A 22,772-nucleotide genomic window follows, 5' to 3' on the forward strand; every position below is an offset into this window, starting at 1 on the left:
CGCCATTGGTGGATTTTTAAGCGGTAATCGGCTTTTTTAATCCTACATTTATGCAACTGTTATTCTGTCATTCTCTTGTATGCAAAAAGCAACATTGTCAAAGCACTGTTGTATCATTTTATTAGCGCTTTCTCTATTCCACGCCGCAACTGCTCAATCACAACTGCCCCAGGAAGAAGAAGGTACGCTGATCTGCCGCTTTCCGTTCAAACAATACTATGGAGGCGTAGTGGTGATACTCGCACAGATCAAAGGTTTTTCTGATACACTCCAGTTCATCCTCGATACCGGTAGTGCTGGCATTTCGCTGGACACCAGCACCTGTGTTCGTTTGGGTATTCCGCTCACCCCTACTGACAAAGTAGTGCGTGGGGTGGGAGGTTCCAAAAAAGTGGATTTTGCTATGGACCGGACACTGCTGCTCCCCGGGGTGGAAGTAGATAGCCTCAATTTCCATGTCAACAATTATGAGCTGATCAGCCAGGTCTATGGTTTACAGATAGACGGCATTATTGGCTATAGCCTGCTGAGCCGTTACAATGTACTGGTAGACTATAATACTGAAGAGATCCTGCTCTTTACCAAAGGGAAATTTAATTATCCTAAGGGAGGTTCGTTATTACATCCCACACTCACCCAGATACCTATCGTCACCGGCCAACTCCGTAATGGTTCAACCCAGCGTGGCAGCCGGTATTATTTCGATACAGGTGCCGGTATGTGCCTCCTCTTTTCCAAACAATTCGTGAGCGACAGTGCCGTACTTTCTACCCGGAAAAAAAAGCGGAAAGTGATTCAAACAGAAGCCCAGGGACTGGGAGGCAAAATGACCATGGATGTAACCACTATCGGAGAATTCAAAATCGGCAGTTTCAACTTCCGGAATGTGCCCGTATATGTATTTGATGATCAGACAAATATCACAGCTTATCCTTTTCTTGGCGGTATGATCGGCAATGATCTCCTGCGCCGTTTCAACATCTATCTCAATTATAGTAAAAAGGAGATCTATCTGCTGCCCAATAATCACTTCAGGGAACCTTTTGATTATTCCTATACCGGGCTGGTCATCTATATGATCGATGGAAAAATTGAAATCACAGACATTATCAAAGGATCCCCGGCAGAAAAAGCGGGTTTAAAAGCCGGAGATATCATCATAGCAATCAATAACCTCTTCACTAATAACATACAGGAGGTGAGAGAGCAGCTTAAAAATGTAGGTACCCGGCCCATGTTACTCATCAGCAGGAACAATGAGCTCATGCTGAAAAAAGTAGCCATCAAAAGTATTTTATAATACTTTGCACTATCTTTCGTTTGATGTGTAACGTGAAAAAGATACTGTTCTACATACTTACTGCTTTGCCGCTCCTGGCAGCCGCCCAGGCACCGCCTGTCACCGCCGAACCGGTAGTCGTTCTGCCATTCCGGGAATACAACCACTCTTTGATTATCAGTGCTTCGCTGAGTAGTACGGAGGATAGCCTGTATTTCATATTTGATACAGGTGCCGAAGCAACCACGCTGAGTAATGAAACAGCCAAAAAACTAAAACTGGAAACCAAAGAAGACGGAGGACTGAGTGGTACTGACGATATTGTGGTGCGGGTACCTACATCCACTATCAACCTGTTGTATTTTGGCAAAGCCCGGTTACCGCTGGTAAAAGTATATTTAGAGCCCCTACAGGAATTCAAAAAATCGCCTATTCATATCGACGGCATTATAGGAGTGGACCTGATCAAAACGTACATCGTCCAGATCGATTATACCCGCTCTCAGATTTTACTGTACCGTCAGGGCAAAACACCGATGAGCGTACCCGGCAAGCGCCTGGCCATGACCCTGAATTTTGATACCCCTGTTATAGAAGCTGTGATAGAGTTGCCGGATGGTCGCTCGCTAGGGAGCCGTTACCATTTCATTTCCGGTGGGGATTATGGTATCCTGTTCAACTGGCCTTTCGTTGAAAAGTATCACCTGAGAGAGATCCTGCCTATTGTTGGTACAGACAAGGTAGGGGATCTGTACCAGGAACTCACTTACCTCAATACCATCATTCCTTACCTGGCTTTTGGCACCGTCCGCATGGAAAAGGTCTCTGGTAGTTACTGCAAAGATGTGAATGATGTGGGCGGATTAACGGAAGTGGCCGGTTCTATTGGATCCTACATTTGGTCACAATTCCGCACTATTACCATCAACTATAAGCACCGGGAAATCTACCTCGATAAATAAGGGTTTAGCCTGCCTTTGGCAAAATCAATATGGACATTCCTCTTTATTTTTAATACCTTAACTTGCAGTTCTCATAAATAGGAATTATGATCCATTATAATAAATTCACTTTAGCCAATGGCCTGCGTGTAATTGTGCATGAAGACCATACCACGCCGATGGCAGTGTTAAATGTTATGTACGATGTGGGCTCCCGGGATGAAGATGCAGACAAGACAGGATTTGCGCACTTATTCGAACACCTGATGTTTGGCGGCTCTGTCAATATTCCGGACTATGATGAACCCCTTCAGATGGCCGGCGGCGAGAACAATGCCTACACAACCAGTGACCTGACCAACTACTATATTCAACTTCCCGCAGAAAATATAGAAACCGCCTTCTGGCTGGAAAGCGACCGTATGCTCTCCCTGGCGTTCAGCGAAAAAAGCCTGGATGTACAGCGCAAGGTTGTATGTGAAGAGTTCAAGGAACATTACATCAACAAACCTTACGGCGATATCTGGCACAAGATGCGTGACCTGGCTTACTCCGTGCATCCCTATAAATGGATGACTATTGGTAAGGAACTGGCGCATATTGAAGAGGCGAAGCTGGAAGATGTAAAAAACTTCTTCTTTAAATATTACCGCCCGGTAAATGCCATCCTGGTAGTAGCCGGCAAAGTGACCACCTCCCAGGTAAAAGCCCTGGCAGAAAAATGGTTCGGCGATATACCGGCAGGAGAACCTATTCAACGCAATATTCCGCAGGAACCTGCACAACAGGTGGCACACAAACTGGAGGTAAAAGCTAATGTACCGCTGGATGCCCTGTACAAATGCTACCATATGCCAGGCCGTGTGGACAAAGACTACTACGCAATCGATCTGATCTCTGATATCCTGGGTGGTGGCGCATCTTCCCGCCTGCACCAGGTGCTGGTAAAAGAGAAAAAACTCTTCAGCAATATAGATTGTTATCATTTCGGCACACTCGATGCGGGCTTGTTCACTATCGAAGGCAAGCTGGTAAAAGGCGTCAAAATGAAGGATGCCGAAAAAGCAGTACAGGAAGAGCTGGATAAAGTACAGCAGGAAATCATCCCTGAAAGAGAGCTGCAAAAAGTGAAAAACCGCGTGGAAAGCATGCTCGCTTTTGAAGACATGGGACTGTTGAACAGGGCGAACAACCTTGCTTTTTATGAGCTGATGGGCGATGCCTCTCTCATGAATGCGGAATTCAGCAACTACGAAGCTGTAACTGCTGAGCAAATGCACAAGCAGGCTGCAATACTCTTTGACGAGAAGAACTCAAATACTATTTACTATTACGCAGGCTAATATTCACTAAGATTAATGATAAATCGTAAACTCGCCCCTGAGATAAAAGATGCCGTTGATTTTGAAGTCACACTGAAGCCGTATGAGAAATTCACACTGGATAATGGCATCCCTGTCTACGTTATTGAATCGGACGAACAGGAAACCTTGCAGCTGGAAATGGTATTTCCTGCAGGTAGCTGGTACGAATCAGAAAACCTCATTGCATCTGCTTCCAACTTCCTGATGAAAAACGGAACCGGTAAGCATTCTGCATTGGAAATAAATGAAAGTATCGATTATTATGGGGCTTACCTGAACAGGAGCTGCCACCATGAATTTGGTACTTACACCCTCCACTGTCTGACCAAGAGCTTTAGCGCCCTGCTACCTACACTGCAGGAGGTGATCCTGGATCCTGCCTTTTCTGAAGAAGAATTGGCCATCTTCCAGCAGAACATGAAGCAAAGACTGGCGGTGAATCTGCAAAAATGTGATTTCGTAGCTAACAGGCATATTGACAAGTACCTGTTTGGAGAATTCCATCCTTATGGCCGCGTGAGCAGCATGGAGGCATACGATGCGCTGCAGACAGAGACACTGAAGGCTTTCTATCAGCAACACTACACTTACAATAACTGCCGCATTTTTGTAGCAGGTAAACTGCCGGATCAATTGATTCCTCAGCTGAACCAATACTTTGGCACCACCAAATGGAATGGAGAAGCAACAATCATCAAACCGGAAATATCTATCATGCCGGCGGAGGAAAAGAAATTCCGCATCTTCAATGATGAGAATGGAGTACAGGGTGCTGTGCGTGTGGCGCGTCATTTCCCTAATCGCTACCATCCTGATTATCCGAAAATGATGGTATTGAATACCATCTTTGGTGGTTACTTTGGTTCCCGCCTGATGAGTAATATCCGTGAGGAGAAAGGATATACCTATGGTATTTCTTCACAGGTATACAATTTCCGCCAGGCCAGTGCTATCAATATTCATACGGAAGCAGGCAGAGATGTGTGCGAGGCAACAATTGAAGAGATCTATAAGGAGATGCGCATTCTGCAAAATGAAGTAGTGGATGAAGAGGAAATGGCACTGGTACGGAACTTCATGATCGGGTCTATTTTGGGGGACCTGGATGGGGCTTTCCAGATTATACAGCGCTGGAAGAACCTGATCCTCAATGACCTGGATGAGAATTACTTCTATAATAATATCAGGACTATCAAGACGATTTCTGCTGAGGAGCTGCAGGTGTTAGCCAAGCAGTATTTCTCGCCGGAAGATTGGTATGAACTGGTCGTAATATAAATGGCTGGTCCTAAGGACCAGCCATTTTTTTGTGGGTGAATAGGAGATCATGCTGATGGTATGGCCTCCTATTCACATTTTAGTTATTATTGTTTTTTGCTATATTTGCGCACTTTAATCCATATCCTATGAAATTACTTTTACTATGCCTGCCATTGTGCATAAGTCTGACCGTGTTTGGACAAACTTCAAAAACTGCTGTAGACTCTATTGAAATGCGCTACCAGCAATGCCTGAGTCAGGGCGGAAGCTCTTACAACTGCGCGCTGGCCTACTACCAGCAGATGGACAGCCTCCTTGCCGCCGTTTACAACCAGATCTACAATAACCTGGACAATCCCCGCCGCGAAACATTAGAACTTGCTCAGGCTCAATGGACTGAAAAGAAAGAAGCCTATTTCAAAGACATCGAAGTCCGCGCTGAAAAGAAAAGACCTATGACCCTTGCTGGTCTGGACGACGATATGATCCTTACAGACAATAAAGCTGCCTACCTGAAACACAGGGTGATGGAGTTGCTCAAAAGCATTCACTCCTGATTAATGATGGGTGGCACGGCGCTTGATCATGCCTCCTTTTGTATCATTGATATTGTGTTGCACTATAAATGCTTTTTCATCTATTTTCTCTATTTCGTCAATGATTTTGTGCACTTCCAGGCGGGTGACAACGGTGTAGATAATGTCAATATCCTTATCCACGGCACCCCGCTTGCCATAACCGCTTTGCCCTTTGAATACGGTCACTCCTTTCTTCAGGGATAGCGTTAACGTTTTGCGTACCAGTTCACTTTCATTAGAGATTATCGTGAGCGCGATATATTCTTCAAAACCGGAGATCACATAATCTACCGTCTTTGATGCTGCCAGGTAAGTCAGTATCGCATACAGGGCGGTTTCAATATTAATGAGAATCGCCGCCACACTGAAGATAACCAGGTTGAAGTACATAATCACTTCGCCCATGGACAATACTGTCTTGCGGTTGATGTAAAGCGCCAGTACTTCCGTACCATCCAGTACGGCGCCACCTCTTACGGACATGCCTATGCCGGCACCCAGGAAAAAGCCGCCGAAAATAGCAATCAGCAGGCGGTCGCTGGTGATGGTCGGTACTTTGATAAAAACCAGCGCACAGGCCAATCCCACAATGGCACACATGGCCTTGATGGTAAATTCAACAGACAGCTGCCTGTAAGCAAGTAATATAAAAGGGATGTTTATGATGACCAGGAGTAAGGAGATATTCCAACCGGTCAACCTGTTGATAAGCAGGGAAATACCTGTCACCCCTCCGTCCAGAAATTCATTGGGCAGCAGGAATCCCTTTAGTCCAACGGCTGCCAGCAGTACCCCAATGGTAATCAGGGCGATATCCTGCAGGTTCTGGATCAGGTTAATTCGGGCGCGGGTCTCCTTTTTGTTCGGCATGATAGATACTATTTAATGACTGTTATATCCTTTGCCGTTCGTGGTGTTTACATCCGCTCCTGGTGGCGTAACCATCTCTCCGGGATCTCATTATTGCTCGCCAGCAGGTAATCGTTATAGGCACAGGGTAAGAATTCTTTCCCAGGCATCTGCATCCACCAGCGCCCGGTCTTTTTACTTTTCAGGAATACGGTTTCAATGTCCCCGCATACAATATTAAACTCCCAGAATGCTTCACGATCCTGTAACACGGCTTCCTTTTCCCGAATAGCCACGCCATCCATAAAGTACCACATCATCTGGGCGATCTGTTTAGCTGTCAGCTGGTTTCGATCCCTTTCAGGCCGGTAACCATAAATACCGAAGGAGCTCAGACGCGCGCTCATGCCTGCATAGCGGGAGAGCACACAGGCTTCATCGCCAGCCAGTCCGTTAGGGGAGAGGGTATTGGCAGGGGCATCTGAGTTTTTAATAATATTGATGTCCAGGCTCAGCATGTCTGTGTTCCGCAATACCGGTTCCATCTCATCCATGTTTTCTCTTACCTTGCCCAGGCGGTAGCAATCAAACCGGAGTTTATCTAATGTTTCCAGCATACGGGGATGTACAAAGAAACTCTGGAAACCAAGATGATTGTAATGGCGGATATAGTTGGGTTGTTCGGTGAACATTTCCATAAGGAAGCTGTCTGCCGGGATCGTTGAATCTTCTTTGAGGTCTATCAACGCATCTGCTACGGTGGCTTCAATCACATATTTCTGTGATGCGTAGGCCTTGTATTGTGCATAGGTCAGGTCGTGGGATCCTCCCAGTATAATAACCGTTTTATGAGAATTTACCAGTTCGGCCAGTACTGTTTTCAGGCCGGCATAGGTATCAGTAAGCGTAATACCAGGGCGAAGGTTGCCGATATCGGCAATCTTTACCTCTTTGTGCCAATAGAAAAGGTTAAAAAATTCGCGGCGGATGGCGTCTGCAGCATCGGGGCCTTTTTTGCCCGGGCCATATCCGCGCTCTTCTGAAGCTCCTAATAATATGATGTCAGCGGCGTCCAGATCAGGAATGTTTCCTTCTTCATAGCAATCACATAAGGCACCAACCTGGTATGCATCATATTCCTGTTCATTATTCAGGTCTGCTTTTGAGATGGGAATCAGGTAATCGTGAAGTTGCGCGAAGTCTGCCATCAATAGTAATTTGTTTGCTCGCAAACCTACGAATCAATTGTGAATTAACGACAAACGTGAATAAAGATAGTGGTCGGGTGTGCTACTGATAGGCGTAGCGATGCCTGACTGATAATATCAGGGAGTGTAGTGATGACCTGTCAGCCACCATATAAACTAGTTCTTATGTATGATGAATTCAAAAGGTTTGACATCCTTTCTTGACAACGCTTTTTGCAGTACCGGACGTTTGCTGCTGACTTTGTTCCTGTTACAATCAGCCACTTCCATTACATTACATAGATAGTCCATTTTTTCCACCACGGAAAGCATTTCGTTGATCTGTTTTACTGCATTTTGAATTTGTTTTTCGCTGTACCTGTCTTCATGCAGTACAAACAATAAATCCCTTTCAACCTGTTTCATTAGAATAAATTGATTGTTCCCCTAAATGTTGTTTAAAGGCGTTTTCAATAGGCGTAAGTGATTTGGTGTGCTCAACAACTGGATGTACAAGGTCTTTAAATTGCGCGGGAACGAATCCGGCTACTTTTCAATAAAGATCAGTGCATGCGTTTTTTATTCATAGTAGGACATCCGCAATCGTTTTTCTTTAAAACTTTACAGCTCTGTCCGATAATACTAATTGTGGCGCAAAGAAGAAAGATAGTCAGCCATTTATTTGATTTCATACTCTATGTTGTTTCCTCAAAGATGTTATTGATGCCAGTCTGTACGAGAGTTTACCTTTTCTTAACAGTGCGCATTTCTAAATTAAGCTAATTTCGTAAAAATTTCAAATATTTGCCTACAAAATCTGCGCGTAAAACAGTTCTGGTAGTCCCTCTGGACTGGGGGTTAGGTCATGCAACCAGGGATATCCCTATCATTCACGAATTATTAAACGCAGGCTGTAATGTAGTTATTGCAGCCGAAGGGAAACATGCTGCGCTGTTAGGCCAGGAGTTCCCACAGCTAACCATCCTGCCCCTTCCCGGATACCGCATCCAGTATGCTCAAAAAGGCTGGTTTTTTGGCCCTAAAATTATCCAGCAGATCCCTCAGATCATCAAGTCTATCAGGTATGAGCAACGATGGCTGAAACAGGTAGTGAAAGAACACAACATCGACGCTGTCATTTCCGACAACCGCTTCGGCCTCTATCACCGCGACATCCCTACTGTTATTATCTCTCACCAGTTATTGATCAAGACCCCGTTTGGCGGGATCATTGAAACAATTCTGCAAAAGATCAATTACAGCTACATCCGCAAGTATGGCGCCTGCTGGATACCGGACTATGCTGGTTCCAACAACCTTTCCGGCGTATTGGGTCATCCCAAAAAATTGCCTCCCAATACCACATATTTAGGTTGCCTCAGTCGTTTTGAGAACAGGCCAGATGTACCTAAAAAATACGACCTGCTGGTCCTGATTTCAGGCCCGGAACCACAGCGTTCCAACCTGGAAAAAATGGTGCTGGAACAGGTTGCGGAGTTGCCAATCAGCGCGCTGATTGTAAGTGGTAAACCCGGTACGCCTGAAACCAAACAGGTCACTGCACGTATCCAACAGGTAAACCACCTGAATGCAAAAGAATTGAATGAGGCCATGCTCGGTACTGATATGGTGTTAAGCCGTTCTGGTTATACCACCCTGATGGACCTTGTAAAGCTGAATAAGAAAGCGATATTAATTCCTACCCCAGGTCAGTCTGAACAGGAATACCTGGGTAAGTTCCTGATGAAAAAAGGGGTCTTCTATAATGTGAATCAGTCTGAATTCCGGCTGAAGCAGGCGTTGGAGGATATCAAAACATTCCCGTTCAAATCTTTTGAACATGAGGAAGATATGGAGCAATACAAACAGGTAGTAAGAGATTTTGCTGCCTCTTTATAAAATCAGGATTTGAGACGTTTGCCTTCGGCAAACGTCTCAAATCCTGAGGATCCGATAATTATTGCGACCGCTGGTCGCAATAATTATCGGGTTATTTTTTTGCAGCCGCTTCCAACCCCTCTACATTCTTCTTGTCACTGCCGATAAAAATCTCTTTCCCTACTATAGCCACCGGTCTCTTCAAAAAAGAGTACTCCTGCAGAATCAGATCACGATAATCTTTCTCTGTCAGCTCCTTTTCATGCAACCCCATAGGACGATACTTCTGTGATCTACGGCTAAACAATGCCTCATAACTTCCCGCCAGTTTATGCATCTCTTCCAGCTGCGCTGGTGTTATCTTCTCCGTCTTTATATCCTGCAACTCAAATCCATTCTCTTTTGCCTTTACCCCGTCAATAATCTTTTTGCAGGTATTACAGGTCGACAGATGATATATTTTTTTCATGTGCATTTTCTTTGATCGCAAAGATCCTAACTCAGGCGATAAATTTCACAATTCATAGTTATTTTTGGCAGATGCAAAAGAAACTTTTTTTACTGGATGCCATGGCTCTCATATATCGCGCTTACTATGGCCTGATCCGGAACCCTCGCCTCACCAGCACCGGGCGTAACACCAATGCCCAGTTTGGTTTTACCAACACGCTGATCGATCTGATCAAAAAAGAAAACCCCACACATATGGCGGTGGCATTCGATACACATGCCCCTACCGAAAGACATACCACCTTTGTCGATTATAAAGCGAACCGTGAAGACGCTCCTGAAGATCTGCTCGATGCTATTCCTGATATCAAACGCATCATCACCGCTCTCAATATTCCCTGTGTGGAATTGGACGGTTACGAAGCTGATGACGTGATTGGTACCCTTGCCTGGCAAGCCGCAGATGCTGGTTATACTGTATACATGGTAACCCCCGATAAGGACTACGGACAGCTCGTAAAAGAAAATGTATTCATCTATAAGCCACCTTACATGGGCAGCAAAGAAGAAATTCTCGGCCCTAAAGAAGTGTGTGAAAAATGGCAGATCAAAGATGTACACCAGGTGATTGACATCCTGGGTCTTATGGGAGACGCTGTCGACAACATTCCTGGTATACCCGGGGTAGGTGAGAAGACCGCTATGAAACTGTTAGCTGAGTACGATACTATAGAAAATGTACTGGCCAATGCTGATAAAATTGGCGGTAAAATGGGAGAGAAGATCAAAGCCGGTGCAGATAGCGCCATCCTCTCCAAACAACTCGCTACCATCATTACCGATGTTCCCGTGACTTTCCACGAAGAAGACTTTTGCCTGAAAGACCATAACAAGGAGGCACTTACAGAGGTATTCATCGAACTGGAATTCAAAACCCTGGGCAAACGTATCCTCGGCGATTCCTTCGGCGGCGGCAGTGAAACCGTTGCTACCGGCAAGGTACAACTGGACCTCTTTGGCAACGCTACCAGTGCTACCGTAGTTGTTACGCCTGAAGATAACCCGGAGCAGGTGGTAAGCATCCTCGTAGCTGAAAAAAATATCAACAATACACCACATACCTACCATCTGGCTGACACGGCTGAAAAAAGAGCAGAGCTGCTGGCCACCCTGCTCTCCAAACAGGAAATCTGCTTTGATACCGAAACAACCGGTACGGACGCAAATGCCGTAGACCTGGTAGGTATGAGCTTTGCATTTGCTGCCGGTGAGGCCTGGTATGTACCCGTACCTGCTGACAAAGCCGGTGCACAGGCCATTGTAGATGAATTCCGTCCCCTCTTCGAAACCACTCACATCGTATTCATCGGTCAGAACCTGAAATACGATATGCTGGTGCTCAAGTGGTATGGCGTAGAGATCAAAGCACCTGTTTTTGATACCATGCTGGCACACTACCTCATAGAACCGGAAGGCCGTCGCAGCATGGACCTGCTCAGCGCCCAATACCTGCAATATGAGCCGGTTTCCATCGAAACCCTTATTGGCAAAAAAGGCAAGGGCCAGGGCAACATGCGCGATGTGGAGATCGAAAAGATCAAGGATTATGCAGCAGAAGATGCCGACATCACCCTGCAGCTGAAAGAAAAGTTCGCCCCGTTGCTGCCAGCTAAGAATGTAGAAAAGGTATTTTACGAAGTGGAAAACCCACTTGTGAAAGTCCTCACAGATATGGAGTTCGAAGGGGTGGCCATCGATACCCAGGCCCTGGCAGACTACTCCCGCGAACTGGATGTCGAAATCAGAAGGGCGGAAGAAAGCGTATACACCCAGGCTGGTGTGCGTTTTAACCTCGCTTCTCCCAAACAACTGGGTGAAGTGCTCTTCGAAAAACTGGCACTCGATCCTAAGGCAAAAAAGACCCGTACCGGTCAATACGCCACAGGAGAAGATGTACTGGCAAAGCTGGCCAGCAAGCACCAGATCGTAGACGATATTCTCGTATTCAGGGAACTGAGCAAGCTGAAATCTACTTACGTAGACGCGCTGCCAACCATGCTCAATAAGCGTACAAACAGGGTACATACTTCCTACAACCAGGCGGTAGCGGTAACCGGTCGTTTGAGCAGCACTAACCCGAACCTGCAGAATATTCCAATCAGAACTGACAGGGGCCGGGAAATCCGCAAGGCATTCGTACCCCGCAGTGAAGAGTATACCCTGCTCTCTGCAGATTACTCACAGATAGAACTGCGCATCATTGCCGCCATCAGCGAAGATCAGGCCATGATAGACGCTTTCCGCCAGGGCATAGATATCCATGCTGCTACTGCCGCCAAGGTATACGGCATTCCGCTGGAAGAGGTGACCTCCGATATGCGTCGCAATGCCAAGAGCGTAAACTTCGGTATCATCTATGGGGTGAGTGCATTCGGCCTCTCCGAAAACCTGGGCATTGCGCGTAGTGAAGCCAAAACGCTGATCGACAACTACTTTGCGCAGTACCAGGCTATCAAGAATTACATGGATAAACAGATTCAGTTTGCACAGCAGAATGGCTATGTAGAAACCCTGCTGGGGCGTAAGCGCTGGCTAAAAGATATCAACAGCTCCAACGCAGTGGTAAGAGGCTATGCCGAGCGAAATGCTATCAACATGCCTATACAGGGTACTGCTGCCGACATGATCAAGCTGGCCATGATCTCTATTCACAAAACACTGAAGGAACAAAACCTGCGTTCAAAAATGATCCTGCAGGTACATGATGAATTGGTGTTTGATGTGTATAAGGATGAAATTGAAATTATCAAGCCCATCATCCTGGAAGGTATGCGCAACGCGCTGCCGCTGGCGGTTCCGGTAGAAGCTGAAATAGGCGTTGGTAGCAACTGGCTGGAAGCCCACTAATTACTAACAAAGTGTTAAAAATATACACAGCAGGGCCGGGCAATTGACCATTGTCCGGCCTTTGTTCATCATGGAGATTATAAGAAAAGACACTGCATTGCTGCCGCACTGGGTACTTACACCCCTCTTGTGTTTTCCAAATTCGTTTACTAGCTTTCGGCCATGATCCTGACCTCAAGGTTGCAAATATTGCCTTGTACCCTGCAGTACTTCGAAGCGCTATTACAAGGAAAAGAAACATTGGGCCATTTGTTGGATATTGATATACCTCTATTCTGGACAGAGTTTCCTGAAATTGTACTGGTATCGTACGACAAATTGCGCAACGACCCCTCAATGCTCGGCTGGTTTTTGTACCTGGTGATTCACCGGGAAGATAAGCGGCTAATAGGTACCGGTGGCTTCAAAGGCCGCCCGGACGCTGATGGCGTGGTGGAAATTGGCTATGAAATCACAACTGCCTACCGCGAACAGGGGTTTGGCACAGAGCTGACCCAGGCCCTGATCCGTTTCGCCTTTGGCCACTCCTACGTGACCCGGGTGGTTGCCCATACAGAAGAGGAATATACCGCTTCTGTAAAAGTGCTGCAAAAATCAGGAATGTCTTTTGCCGGCGAAAACCCCGACACGCAATTATGGCGCTGGGAAATATCCCGTGCACAATATGAACTCCCCCAGGACTAACAACCGTTTACCTCAACTTTCTTTCTGAGTATAATTGGTTTGGCTTACATTTGAAACCTCGTTTCCAAATCAAAACACCAAACCAAAATGAAGAAATGGATCTTATGCCTGGCCGTGTGCTATTCCACCACGACTGCCATGGCGCAAACCACTAACAAAGAAGGCAGCAAATACCAATTTACCGTAATCAGGAACTTAGATGCAGGTGATGTAGAGAACCAGGGTCGTACTGGTACCTGCTGGTCCTTCTCTGGTCTGTCCTTCTTTCAGGCCGAAGCTCTGCGCAATAACAAGGGCAAGGGCGTAAACCTGAGCGAAATGTTTGTGGTAAGGAGAATGTATCCTCTCAAGGCGGCGAACTACGTGCGCATGCATGGTAAAGCCAACTTTGGTGAGGGTGGAGGATTTCCTGACGATCTGCTCTGCCTGCGTGAATACGGCCTGGTCCCCCAGTCAGTATACGACGGCAACCGCGATAAAGTATATAACCACGCCGAAATGGTGTCTGTACTGGAAGGTCTGACCAAAACCATTGGCGCTGCTGAAGGTACCATCAATCCTAACTGGAAGAAAGCCGTTGATGGCGTGCTGAATGGCTACATGGGCGATGCTCCTGAAAAATTCGATTACCAGGGCAAATCCTACACTCCCCAATCCTTTGCAAAAGAACTGGGTCTGAATGCTGATGATTATGTACTGGTTTCTTCTTTCACTCACCATCCCTACTACCAGCAGTTTGTACTGGAAGTACCGGACAACTGGAACTGGGAAAGAGTATACAATGTACCGCTGAATGAATTTACTGCTATCGCAGAAAATGCGATCCAGACTGGTTATACCATCGCATGGGCATCTGACGTATCTGAAAAAGGTTTCAACTTCGGTGAAGGACTGGCTGTAGTTCCGGAAACTGACTGGAGCGATATGACCGCTGACGAGAAAAAGAAAGTATTCGAAGAACCAGTAAAAGAGAAAACCATCACTCCTGAACTGCGCCAGAAAGCCTTTGATAATTTCGAAACACAGGATGATCATGGTATGCATATCGTAGGTATGGCCAAAGACCAGAATGGTAAAGTATATTTCCGTGTGAAAAATTCATGGGGTACTACCAATCCGGGTAGTGGTTACTTCTATGCGTCTGAAAATTTCTTCGCTTATAAGACAACCTGCATCATGCTGAACAAAAAAGCACTGCCTGCCGATGTTGCTAAGAAACTGGGTATCAAACAATAGTCTTATATATCACCATAAAAAAACCTCTTTTCCCTTCGGGAAAAGAGGTTTTTTTATGGAATGATTTCTCATTAAAATTAATTGACAAAAGCAAACAATTTAATTGCTTTTGTCAATTAAAATTAGCTTGTTTCGCTATGAAAAAGGCTTTTCAGCCACAGAGAAAGTACACTTGTTATTTACCTTCAATACGTTGTGCCTCCTGGTAGGTCCCTAACCGGAACTTCAAAGGCAATTTTGTTCGCTGCTCAAATTGCCATTCCTTTTTGCAGAAATAACCGAAGCACTGATCATAATAGTCATGAGGAGTTAGGGGAGGAGTTGCTTTTGGAGTGAAAGCTACAACAGTAGCGGGTTTAGTAAAAGTAATTGACGGCGTCATCTTTTTTTGAAGCGGATATAACGGCGCTACAGAGAGCTTATTTTGCCCTTTCGCAACATTAAACCCTAAAAACAATAGCAGGAAAAAGCTACTTATTTTCATACTCAGAATGTTTAGATGATCTCTTCAAAGCTGCCAATGCCTTCTCTGATCAGTTCGGGTTCAGCGCCAGTGCAATCAATCACCGTAGAAAACTGCATACCACCAGGACCACCATCGACAACGATATCCACAATGTTTTCAAACTTCTCATGAATGATCTCCGGATCGGTATATTCTTCCACGTAAGTTTCAATCGGCAGCGACGTACTCAGGATAGGATTACCTAATTCCTTTACGATGGCTCTGCTGATATTATTATCGGGCACGCGTATACCGACCGTATCCTTCTTTTGCTTCAGCATTCTGGGTACCTGTCTGCTGGCGGGCAGAATAAACGTATAGGGTCCCGGCAATGCCTTCTTCAGCATCCGAAAGGTAGGTGTATCTACACTTCGTGCGTAGTCAGACAAATGACTGAGATCGTAACATATAAACGAAAACTGGGCCTTGGCAGGATTAATATGCTTGATGCGGCAAATGCGTTCTACAGCTTTGTGCTGGGAGATGTCACAGCCCATGCCGTAAACGGTATCGGTCGGATAGATAATCACGCCTCCATCTTTCAGACATTCCACGATCGTCTTTAAATGACGGGGATTCGGGTTGTCCGGGTGTAAAGTTAAAAGCATACTGTAAATTTACGATTATACCACCAATTACCAGACCAGCCCTTCTTATTTCCTTACAGCTAATGCACAATATTTGTGTTATTTTATTATACACAGCAAGGCGGACATTAAATAATCTTACTATCTTTCCGCCCAATTTCCAAAAACCATTTTCTGGATGAAGTTGAAAGGAATCGTTCCGAGAGTATGGCGGCGCCTGAAGAGAATTTTCCTGATTTTGTTTATCGCGCATCTGGTTTACCTCATCGCACTGAGATGGGTCAATCCCCCTATTACAGTCACGATGATTTCAAGCTGGATTGGCACATGGGGTAGTGATACAAAGTTTCACAAAACATGGGTAAACTATTCAGAGATCTCTGAATTCACCAAGCTGGCCGTGCTGGCCAGTGAGGACCAGTTATTTCCTGATCATAATGGCTTTGACTTTAAGTCAATCGAAAAAGCCATGAAGCATAACCAGAAGAGTAAGAAGATCCGTGGGGCCAGCACCATCAGCCAGCAGGTAGCGAAAAACGTATTCCTGTGGCAGGGGAGAAGCTGGTTCAGAAAAGGATTAGAAGTCTATTTCACCTTCATGATTGAGAAGCTGTGGGGCAAAGAGCGCATCCTGGAAGTCTACCTCAATGTAGCCCAGACAGGCGATGCCGTATTTGGCGTAGAAGCCGCTGCCCAGCAGTATTATCATAAAACAGCTGCGAGCCTCAATAGGGAGCAGTCTGCCATGATTGCCGCCTGCCTGCCTAACCCTGTTAAATATACGGTGGTTCCACCGGCAAGGCCTACCCTGTACAGGCAAAAGAAAATATTGGTGCAAATGCGCTTACTGGCCGGCGATCCGGATATATCAGAGCTGATTAGCGCCAAGTAACTGGTCTACTACCTTTACAGCTGTTTCCTGCCTTTCCTCAAATGTACCACGGATTTCTGCCCAGGGCACACCTGAAGATTGTACAATCTCTTTATAGACATTATAAAAGTATTCACGCATAACCGGGTCAGGGTGTTCCCTTTGTGGGTCATCTTCCCATGGAATATCAATATAGGTGAGCAGGTAAAGGTCGTATCTTCTCTCTGCAATAGCAGCCAAAATCCAGGGATCACATTCTCCATACTTATGTTCGCTCCATACTTTGATCACATGCAAATCGGTATCGCAAACCAGCAGGCGATTTGCCAGCTTAGCTCTTTCTGCTTCAAGTTCCAGCTGCCCCTTTGCAATAGCCAGCAGGTCGGATTGCTCATATGAACGCGGCAATTCTTCTATATACTGACGGGCAAACTCAGGCACCCACATCGTTTCATAATGCGACGCCAGGAACTCACTGAGCGTACTTTTGCCCGTGCTCTCCGGACCAATAACCACTACTTTGTATAGCTCTTCCATATCTTCTTCCAGGTGAAATAACCCATCACTGCTACAATAAACAGGAAGATGGTCAGTACCGCTGTCGCGACTAGTTTTTTATGAAATAATAATGGGACCGCTACCAGGTTGGATATATTCAGTAAGATCCAGTTTTCAATTTTCCGTTTGGCCAGCAACCACATACCTGCGCACGCTGTGGCGGATACAAAGGCATCTATCACCGGTACGTCTGAATTGGAGAAATGACTCAGCAGGTAATAAAACACTGCCCACCCAATCAATGCAATTGCCACTGTTATAACCCATTCCATCCTGGATGCCCAGGCAATCGGTACTTCGGGTTCAGCAGGTTTCTTCCTGGCCCAGTGATACCAACCGTAAACACTCATTATAAAATAATAAGCATTCAATGTCGCTTCCGCATAGAGCTTAAACTGCTCCCGGGATAACAGGTATACATAAATGCCGGTGCTGATCAGACCTGTAGGATACAACCAGATGCTGTTCTGTTTACTACATACCACGCTGATGGCCCCAAATATCGCTGCCAGGATTTCCAGCCAGCTCATGGCTTTTACTCCTTCTATCAGCGCCTGGTAAAATACATCCACATTCATGCCGCAAAGATAAGTGTACCAATCCCCTAAAAAAATCGGGGGGTAGCTGTTTGAAAATCAGTTTTTCGATTATAGAAGCGTCGAAGAAGCATCGAAGAAGCGTCGAACAACGATCGAAGAGCAGTCGAAGAACAGTCGAAGAAAGCTTATAGAATGGTGATGCAACATAATGACAACCAATCAATAAGTGTAGTTTAAATAAAAAAACGCCTATGCAAGAGGCATAAGCGTTTTTCAATACGTTATTTTTTCTCTCCCATTAATACCCCCGACACATTCCACGCACTGAACGCGGTTCCCTCTCTCTTTCCTAATGGGATCGCTACTTTAAATTCATGTACACCCGGTGCCAGATCTGGTAATGGGATATACACAGCCGGCGTCAGACTACCCGGGCACCAGTTGGACCTGCTAAGATCAGAAGATGATAACCCGTTTGAGAAATTGCCGGAAGATGGATTCAGCAGGCGGTAAGTACCACAATCCGTTCTCCATGGCACAAAGTGATATACACGCTTGCCATCTACGAATATTTCATTCAGCTTAGGCACAAATTCATCGCCATTGCCCCAGCCACCATGGCCAGTAGTGATATAGCGGAGCTGTAAGTTCGTAACCCCTTCCGGAATATTTACTTTCACCGTCAGGGAATCATGGTCGAACATAGTACCATATTCCTGCCCTGCCATCTCCATCACGTTAGTAGTATTGAAGATCGGCTGTAAATAGGCTGGCGCATGTAATCCTTCGTCCTCATTACCTTTAAAGTACTTCAGGCGCAGACTTACAATATGGCCCCCTTTATCATAGTTACCGATGAAGACCCCTAACCATACATCACCTTCCATTCCTGGCTGTAGCTCTGTAATCTCCTGGCGGAACACCGCAGAATCAGCCCAGTTATAACCGGCGATCTGGCTTCTTTCATTATAGTGATGAATGCCAAAAGGCGTAAAGAAACGGAGCAGCTCCATGGTAGGCAGGTAATCGTCAGTAGCGACTACGCCCTGGTATTTCTCCTTATAAACAGGTAGATCCTTCACTCCATTTTGCAGGCCATTCAGGAAAGAACGCTGTTTATTCATAGGAATCATAAATACAGAGCCGGTGCGGTCATAAGCATCCCCGTTTGAATACTGGGCCAGTTCTACAAACAGCTGGCGACCTGGTTCGTATTTAGGCAGTTTTACTTTTTTCAGAATTACGGTACCTCCGGCATAGTGATAGGTCACATCACCCTGATTCGCAGCTGGATTAGGTTTATCATATCCAAAGGATACCTGTTCTTTACTGAATACCGGGATGGTGGTATACCGGCTGTCTATTACCTCGCGGGTATAATTAGCCTGATCTACTAATTTACCCATGGTGCCGGCGTCGGGCCAGTTCAGGTCTTTTGGATTGATTTTGCCCTTTTTTACCTCGGTAGCCACTACCTCCATTTCTCCGTTTCTCACCGTCTTCAGCACAAGTCCCAGTCCGGGAGCCGTACCCAAACCCGGTGTGCCCTTTACATTCAGGGCATTGGTATACCATACTTCCACGGTATTGGAGCGGATGATTACTTTGGCTTTTTTGCAGAGATAGCCTGCGATAGTCGCTGTATCGGGCAATAGTTCAGGCTTTTCATAATCTTCGATTTTCTTTTTGAAGGTCACAGCGCTGCCATCCAGGCGTAGCACCTGCATGGTAACATTCTCTGAGTAGTCGATGTATTGCTGTTCTCTGGCATTCCGGTCCTCATCGTTGGTGATGTGAACTTTATTGCCATCAATGAACAATGTCGATGCATTCTTTTTTAGTTCTTCGCCATGATAGCGCACTTTGTAGTGAACCGTCAGGGCATTTTGTGCATGAATTTCCGTTGTAAACAGCAAGCTGGCTGCTATAATAAGATATTTCATAAGTAGGAGGCCTGATTTTGTAACGTTTGCAATATAGTCGCAAATAGAATAAATAAAAAAGCACAGTCAAAAAGACTGTGCTCATTTTTAACACTATCATTCTCTCAACTATGGCTTATTCCGCTTCAGCTACCACTTCCTTCACTTCCGGGATCATGCGCTTCATCATGCCTTCGATACCGGCTTTCAGTGTGATCATGGAAGAAGGGCAACCTGAACATGAGCCTTGCAGCATCAGTTTCACAGTTCCGTCTTCGTAGTCTTTGAACTGAATGGCACCGCCATCCATTTCAACTGCTGGCTTCACGTAGTTTTCAAGCAATTCTTTAATACGCTTTACCACATCAGTATCATCTGCACTTACTTCATTTCCGGCTACTGGTTTGTCAACGATTTCGTCTTCGTTAACTACCGGGCGGTTATCTTCCAGGTACTCTTTCAGAAAAGCTTTTATAGTAGGGATAATATCATTCCAATCAGTTTCAGGAGTCTTTGTCAGCGTGATAAAGTTCGCCATAATAAACACCCCCCTGATGAACGGGAAGCTGAACAGTTCAGCTGCCAGCGGAGACGGTTTTGCACTTGCTTCATCCGGGAAATCGATATGCTTACCTGGGTACAGGAGCTTGTTAGCAACAAACTTCATGGTTTCCGGATTCGGCGTCATTTCCGTATATATGCTGATAATGGGATTTCCTGTTTTAATCATGGTATTCTAAACTTTTGATGGAACAAAGGTAACTACTTTCAACTAGAATCTGAGGGAATTCAGCCCTTTTAACTATTACTATTTTCAATAGGGATATAGACAAAATCGTATTGATAAAAGTCGAATTATCAATGCCAAAAAGATACCGGTCCCGGCCGGTAATCAGGCCATGAGAGATTCTCTTTATTGTGTAAAAAAATATTACATGGCACATTATTCTATATATTAACTTTATGGAAAATAACGCCATCACTGAGTATGCCCACTATCAAAACATTGCATGCACGCAAAAGAATAGCACTGATCGCACACGATCACAAGAAAGCAGAGCTCATAGAATGGGCGCTCTACAACAAAGCCGTACTCTGCCGTCATGAACTATACGCTACCGGTACCACAGGCAAGCTCATTGAAGAAAACCTCGACGTACCTGTTAGAAAATTATTATCCGGACCGCTTGGTGGCGACCAGCAAATAGGCTCTTTGATCGCCGAAGGCAAAATCGATGTCGTGATCTTCTTTTGGGATCCAATGGAAGCGCTCCCGCATGACCCGGATATCAAAGCCCTGCTCCGCCTCGGTGTGGTATGGAATATCCCTATGGCCAGCAACCGGACCTCTGCAGACTTCCTACTTACATCTCCGCTCATGCACCAGGAATACGAAGTACGCTTACCTGACTATTCACAATATCTCGGTAGAAAAGTATAGTAATCATTTCGTCCTCATCTGACCTTATCTTTTCAATAATCTGTCTTTCTTAGAAAGATCGGCACCGTTTGTGCTGCAAAGTACTCCTTACTAACCAGTTAGGTGTTTTCACACACCTCGTTGGAGAGTAATCGGGTTTCCTTATTTTCGTAACTTTTCAGGTCTTAACGTATTGTAGAATGGTGAAACACTTATTAGTGGCCGCTTTCCTCCTGGCAGGCTTTTTCAAACCGGTTCAGGCACAGCTGCCACCCAAACGGGAATTGAGAGCGGTATGGATAGCAACAGTAGAGAACATCGATTGGCCTTCCCGCAGAGGGTTACCTGTTGAACAACAGAAACAGGAATTTATCAACCTTCTCAATACACAGCAGCGCAATGGCATGAATGCCGTGGTGGTACAAATCCGCCCGGTTGCAGACGCTTTTTATGCATCGCCCTTTGAACCCTGGTCCGAATACCTGACTGGCACACAGGGACAGGCCCCAAATCCTTATTATGACCCACTTCAGTTTATGATTGAAGAGACGCATAAAAGAGGGATGGAATTTCATGCCTGGTTAAATCCTTACCGCGCAGTATTCAATGCCAGCCGCAACAATGTGACGCCAAACCATATTTCCAGGATGCGCCCACAGTGGTTCCTCACTTATGATAACAAGAAGTACTTTGACCCCGGGGTACCCGAGGTGCGTGAGTATGTCACCCAGATCGTTCGCGACGTAGTACGTCGTTATGATATAGATGCTGTTCATTTTGACGACTACTTTTATCCATACCGGGTACCGGGCAAGGAGTTTCCTGACTATGCCTCTTACCGTCAGTATGGGCAGGGAATGGAAAAAGACGATTGGCGCAGGTATAATGTAGATACCATCATCCATATGGTGAGCATTGCTATCAAGCAGGAGAAAGCATGGGTGAAGTTTGGAATTAGTCCGTTCGGCATCTGGAGAAACAAGAATAAGGATCCGGAGGGGTCTTATACCAATGGCGGTACCACCAATTACGATGACCTGTATGCTGATGTGCTGAAATGGTTAAAGAATGGCTGGATTGATTATGTGGCGCCGCAGCTGTATTGGGAAAGAGGTCACCGGGTTGCAGACTATGAACTGTTGCTAAACTGGTGGGCACAGCATTCCTACGGACGTAATTTATACATCGGGCACGGGGCGTACCGGATTAATAGTAACGCGGCATGGAATAATCCGAATGAACTACCTGTGCAGATTACGGAAACACGGACCCTCAATACGGTGCAGGGCAGCATCTTCTACAGTGCTAAGTCCTTCAATGGTAATCCAAGAGGGATCGAAGATAGTTTGCGGAATCACTTCTATCATTATCCGGCTTTACGACCTGTGATGTCATGGCTGAATTTCAGCGCGCCGGAGTCGCCGTACTTTGCGGATGCTTTTGAAAGGGCCAATGGATTACATCTGCATTGGGTAGACGGAGATACTACCAGTCGTACCAATCAGTATGTGTTGTATCGTTTTGAAGGGCGGGAGGTGATCAACCTGAATAACCCGGAGAAGATCCTGACTATTCTGCCACAGAGTCCGGATCCGCAGTATGTGGATAGTACTTATCAGAAAGGGAAGGAGTATACCTATGTTCTGACCTCCCTGAATAGATTGCAGAATGAGAGCCTGGCGAGCGATCCGATGTATATTAGAATAGTAAAGGGGAAGACGAAATTTTATTTTGACCCTGAACCATAAAAGCTAACA

The 22,772-nt window shown here is 45.7% G+C and carries 22 protein-coding genes; 12 read left to right on the plus strand and 10 right to left on the minus strand.

From position 1 onward, the window contains the following. Positions 1–79: 79 nt before the first annotated feature. The 5 genes from ABDW16_RS01350 to ABDW16_RS01370 all read left to right on the plus strand — a co-directional run bounded on the left by ABDW16_RS01350 (position 80) and on the right by ABDW16_RS01370 (position 5,401). On the plus strand, positions 80–1,300 hold the full coding sequence (locus ABDW16_RS01350; protein ID WP_343667311.1) for an aspartyl protease family protein: 1,221 nt from the start codon (positions 80–82) through the stop codon (positions 1,298–1,300). A gap of 32 nt (positions 1,301–1,332) precedes the next feature. Then, positions 1,333–2,241 carry an aspartyl protease family protein gene (locus ABDW16_RS01355; protein ID WP_343667312.1) on the plus strand — a complete coding sequence of 303 codons (909 nt, stop codon included), beginning with the start codon at positions 1,333–1,335 and terminating at the stop codon, positions 2,239–2,241. An 86-nt stretch (positions 2,242–2,327) separates the two neighbouring features. Further along, positions 2,328–3,563 carry a pitrilysin family protein gene (locus ABDW16_RS01360; RefSeq protein WP_343667313.1) on the plus strand — a complete coding sequence of 412 codons (1,236 nt, stop codon included), beginning with the start codon at positions 2,328–2,330 and terminating at the stop codon, positions 3,561–3,563. Between the two features lie 15 nt (positions 3,564–3,578). Next, positions 3,579–4,862: a pitrilysin family protein gene (locus tag ABDW16_RS01365; RefSeq protein ID WP_343667314.1), complete on the plus strand. Its 1,284-nt coding sequence runs from the start codon at positions 3,579–3,581 to the stop codon at positions 4,860–4,862. Between the two features lie 128 nt (positions 4,863–4,990). Continuing rightward, positions 4,991–5,401, plus strand: coding sequence for a lysozyme inhibitor LprI family protein (locus ABDW16_RS01370; RefSeq protein ID WP_343667315.1), 411 nt, complete (start codon positions 4,991–4,993; stop codon positions 5,399–5,401). On the opposite strand, the gene ABDW16_RS01375 is transcribed toward ABDW16_RS01370, so the two are convergent. The 3 genes from ABDW16_RS01375 to ABDW16_RS01385 all read right to left on the minus strand — a co-directional run bounded on the left by ABDW16_RS01375 (position 5,402) and on the right by ABDW16_RS01385 (position 7,884). Then, on the minus strand, positions 5,402–6,292 hold the full coding sequence (locus ABDW16_RS01375) for a YitT family protein (protein ID WP_343667316.1): 891 nt from the start codon (positions 6,290–6,292) through the stop codon (positions 5,402–5,404). 47 nt (positions 6,293–6,339) lie between these two features. After that, a complete protein-coding gene (locus ABDW16_RS01380; protein WP_343667317.1) occupies positions 6,340–7,479 on the minus strand; it encodes a formimidoylglutamase in 1,140 nt (379 codons plus the stop codon). Between the two features lie 156 nt (positions 7,480–7,635). After that, entirely contained in the window at positions 7,636–7,884 is a 249-nt protein-coding gene (locus ABDW16_RS01385) for a hypothetical protein (RefSeq protein ID WP_343667318.1), read from the minus strand. Between the two features lie 378 nt (positions 7,885–8,262). Here ABDW16_RS01385 and ABDW16_RS01390 point away from each other — a divergent pair, with 378 nt between their 5' ends. Continuing rightward, complete coding sequence (locus ABDW16_RS01390; RefSeq protein WP_343667319.1) at positions 8,263–9,357, plus strand: glycosyltransferase; 1,095 nt, start codon at positions 8,263–8,265, stop codon at positions 9,355–9,357. Between the two features lie 91 nt (positions 9,358–9,448). On the opposite strand, the gene ABDW16_RS01395 is transcribed toward ABDW16_RS01390, so the two are convergent. Next, positions 9,449–9,805, minus strand: coding sequence for an ArsC/Spx/MgsR family protein (locus tag ABDW16_RS01395; protein ID WP_343667320.1), 357 nt, complete (start codon positions 9,803–9,805; stop codon positions 9,449–9,451). 71 nt (positions 9,806–9,876) lie between these two features. Here ABDW16_RS01395 and polA point away from each other — a divergent pair, with 71 nt between their 5' ends. From polA to ABDW16_RS01410, 3 genes are all read left to right on the plus strand, one after another. After that, positions 9,877–12,693 (plus strand): DNA polymerase I, encoded by a 2,817-nt coding sequence (gene polA / locus ABDW16_RS01400; protein WP_343667321.1) that lies wholly within the window; start codon positions 9,877–9,879, stop codon positions 12,691–12,693. A 162-nt stretch (positions 12,694–12,855) separates the two neighbouring features. Beyond that, positions 12,856–13,377, plus strand: a complete 522-nt coding sequence (locus ABDW16_RS01405) for a GNAT family N-acetyltransferase (RefSeq protein WP_343667322.1) — start codon at positions 12,856–12,858, stop codon at positions 13,375–13,377. An 87-nt stretch (positions 13,378–13,464) separates the two neighbouring features. After that, a complete protein-coding gene (locus ABDW16_RS01410; protein ID WP_343667323.1) occupies positions 13,465–14,613 on the plus strand; it encodes a C1 family peptidase in 1,149 nt (382 codons plus the stop codon). Between the two features lie 175 nt (positions 14,614–14,788). Here ABDW16_RS01410 and ABDW16_RS01415 read toward each other — a convergent pair whose 3' ends face one another. Together ABDW16_RS01415 and ABDW16_RS01420 are read right to left on the minus strand one after the other, a co-directional pair. Next, complete coding sequence (locus ABDW16_RS01415) at positions 14,789–15,097, minus strand: hypothetical protein (protein WP_343667324.1); 309 nt, start codon at positions 15,095–15,097, stop codon at positions 14,789–14,791. An 11-nt stretch (positions 15,098–15,108) separates the two neighbouring features. Beyond that, positions 15,109–15,726 carry an L-threonylcarbamoyladenylate synthase gene (locus tag ABDW16_RS01420; RefSeq protein WP_343667325.1) on the minus strand — a complete coding sequence of 206 codons (618 nt, stop codon included), beginning with the start codon at positions 15,724–15,726 and terminating at the stop codon, positions 15,109–15,111. Between the two features lie 157 nt (positions 15,727–15,883). Between ABDW16_RS01420 and mtgA the strand changes: the two genes are divergently transcribed. Further along, on the plus strand, positions 15,884–16,597 hold the full coding sequence (gene mtgA, locus ABDW16_RS01425) for a monofunctional biosynthetic peptidoglycan transglycosylase (protein WP_343667326.1): 714 nt from the start codon (positions 15,884–15,886) through the stop codon (positions 16,595–16,597). Here the strand turns inward: mtgA and ABDW16_RS01430 are convergent. The 4 genes from ABDW16_RS01430 to ABDW16_RS01445 all read right to left on the minus strand — a co-directional run bounded on the left by ABDW16_RS01430 (position 16,574) and on the right by ABDW16_RS01445 (position 20,325). Continuing rightward, on the minus strand, positions 16,574–17,113 hold the full coding sequence (locus ABDW16_RS01430; protein ID WP_343667327.1) for an ATP-binding protein: 540 nt from the start codon (positions 17,111–17,113) through the stop codon (positions 16,574–16,576). The two genes, mtgA and ABDW16_RS01430, sit on opposite strands and share 24 nt — an antisense overlap. Then, on the minus strand, positions 17,092–17,712 hold the full coding sequence (gene pnuC, locus ABDW16_RS01435; RefSeq protein WP_343667328.1) for a nicotinamide riboside transporter PnuC: 621 nt from the start codon (positions 17,710–17,712) through the stop codon (positions 17,092–17,094). The genes ABDW16_RS01430 and pnuC overlap by 22 nt, the downstream gene beginning before the upstream one ends. Before the next feature lie 242 nt (positions 17,713–17,954). Further along, positions 17,955–19,616: a PNGase F N-terminal domain-containing protein gene (locus ABDW16_RS01440; RefSeq protein ID WP_343667329.1), complete on the minus strand. Its 1,662-nt coding sequence runs from the start codon at positions 19,614–19,616 to the stop codon at positions 17,955–17,957. Positions 19,617–19,731: 115 nt separating this feature from the next. Continuing rightward, positions 19,732–20,325, minus strand: coding sequence for a NifU family protein (locus ABDW16_RS01445; RefSeq protein ID WP_343667330.1), 594 nt, complete (start codon positions 20,323–20,325; stop codon positions 19,732–19,734). A gap of 258 nt (positions 20,326–20,583) precedes the next feature. Here ABDW16_RS01445 and ABDW16_RS01450 point away from each other — a divergent pair, with 258 nt between their 5' ends. Then, a complete protein-coding gene (locus tag ABDW16_RS01450; RefSeq protein ID WP_343667331.1) occupies positions 20,584–21,036 on the plus strand; it encodes a methylglyoxal synthase in 453 nt (150 codons plus the stop codon). Positions 21,037–21,215: 179 nt separating this feature from the next. After that, positions 21,216–22,763: a family 10 glycosylhydrolase gene (locus ABDW16_RS01455; RefSeq protein ID WP_343667332.1), complete on the plus strand. Its 1,548-nt coding sequence runs from the start codon at positions 21,216–21,218 to the stop codon at positions 22,761–22,763. Positions 22,764–22,772: the final 9 nt, after the last annotated feature.

The sequence above is a fragment of the Chitinophaga sp. genome, from assembly GCF_039596135.1.
GTDB lineage: Bacteria > Bacteroidota > Bacteroidia > Chitinophagales > Chitinophagaceae > Chitinophaga.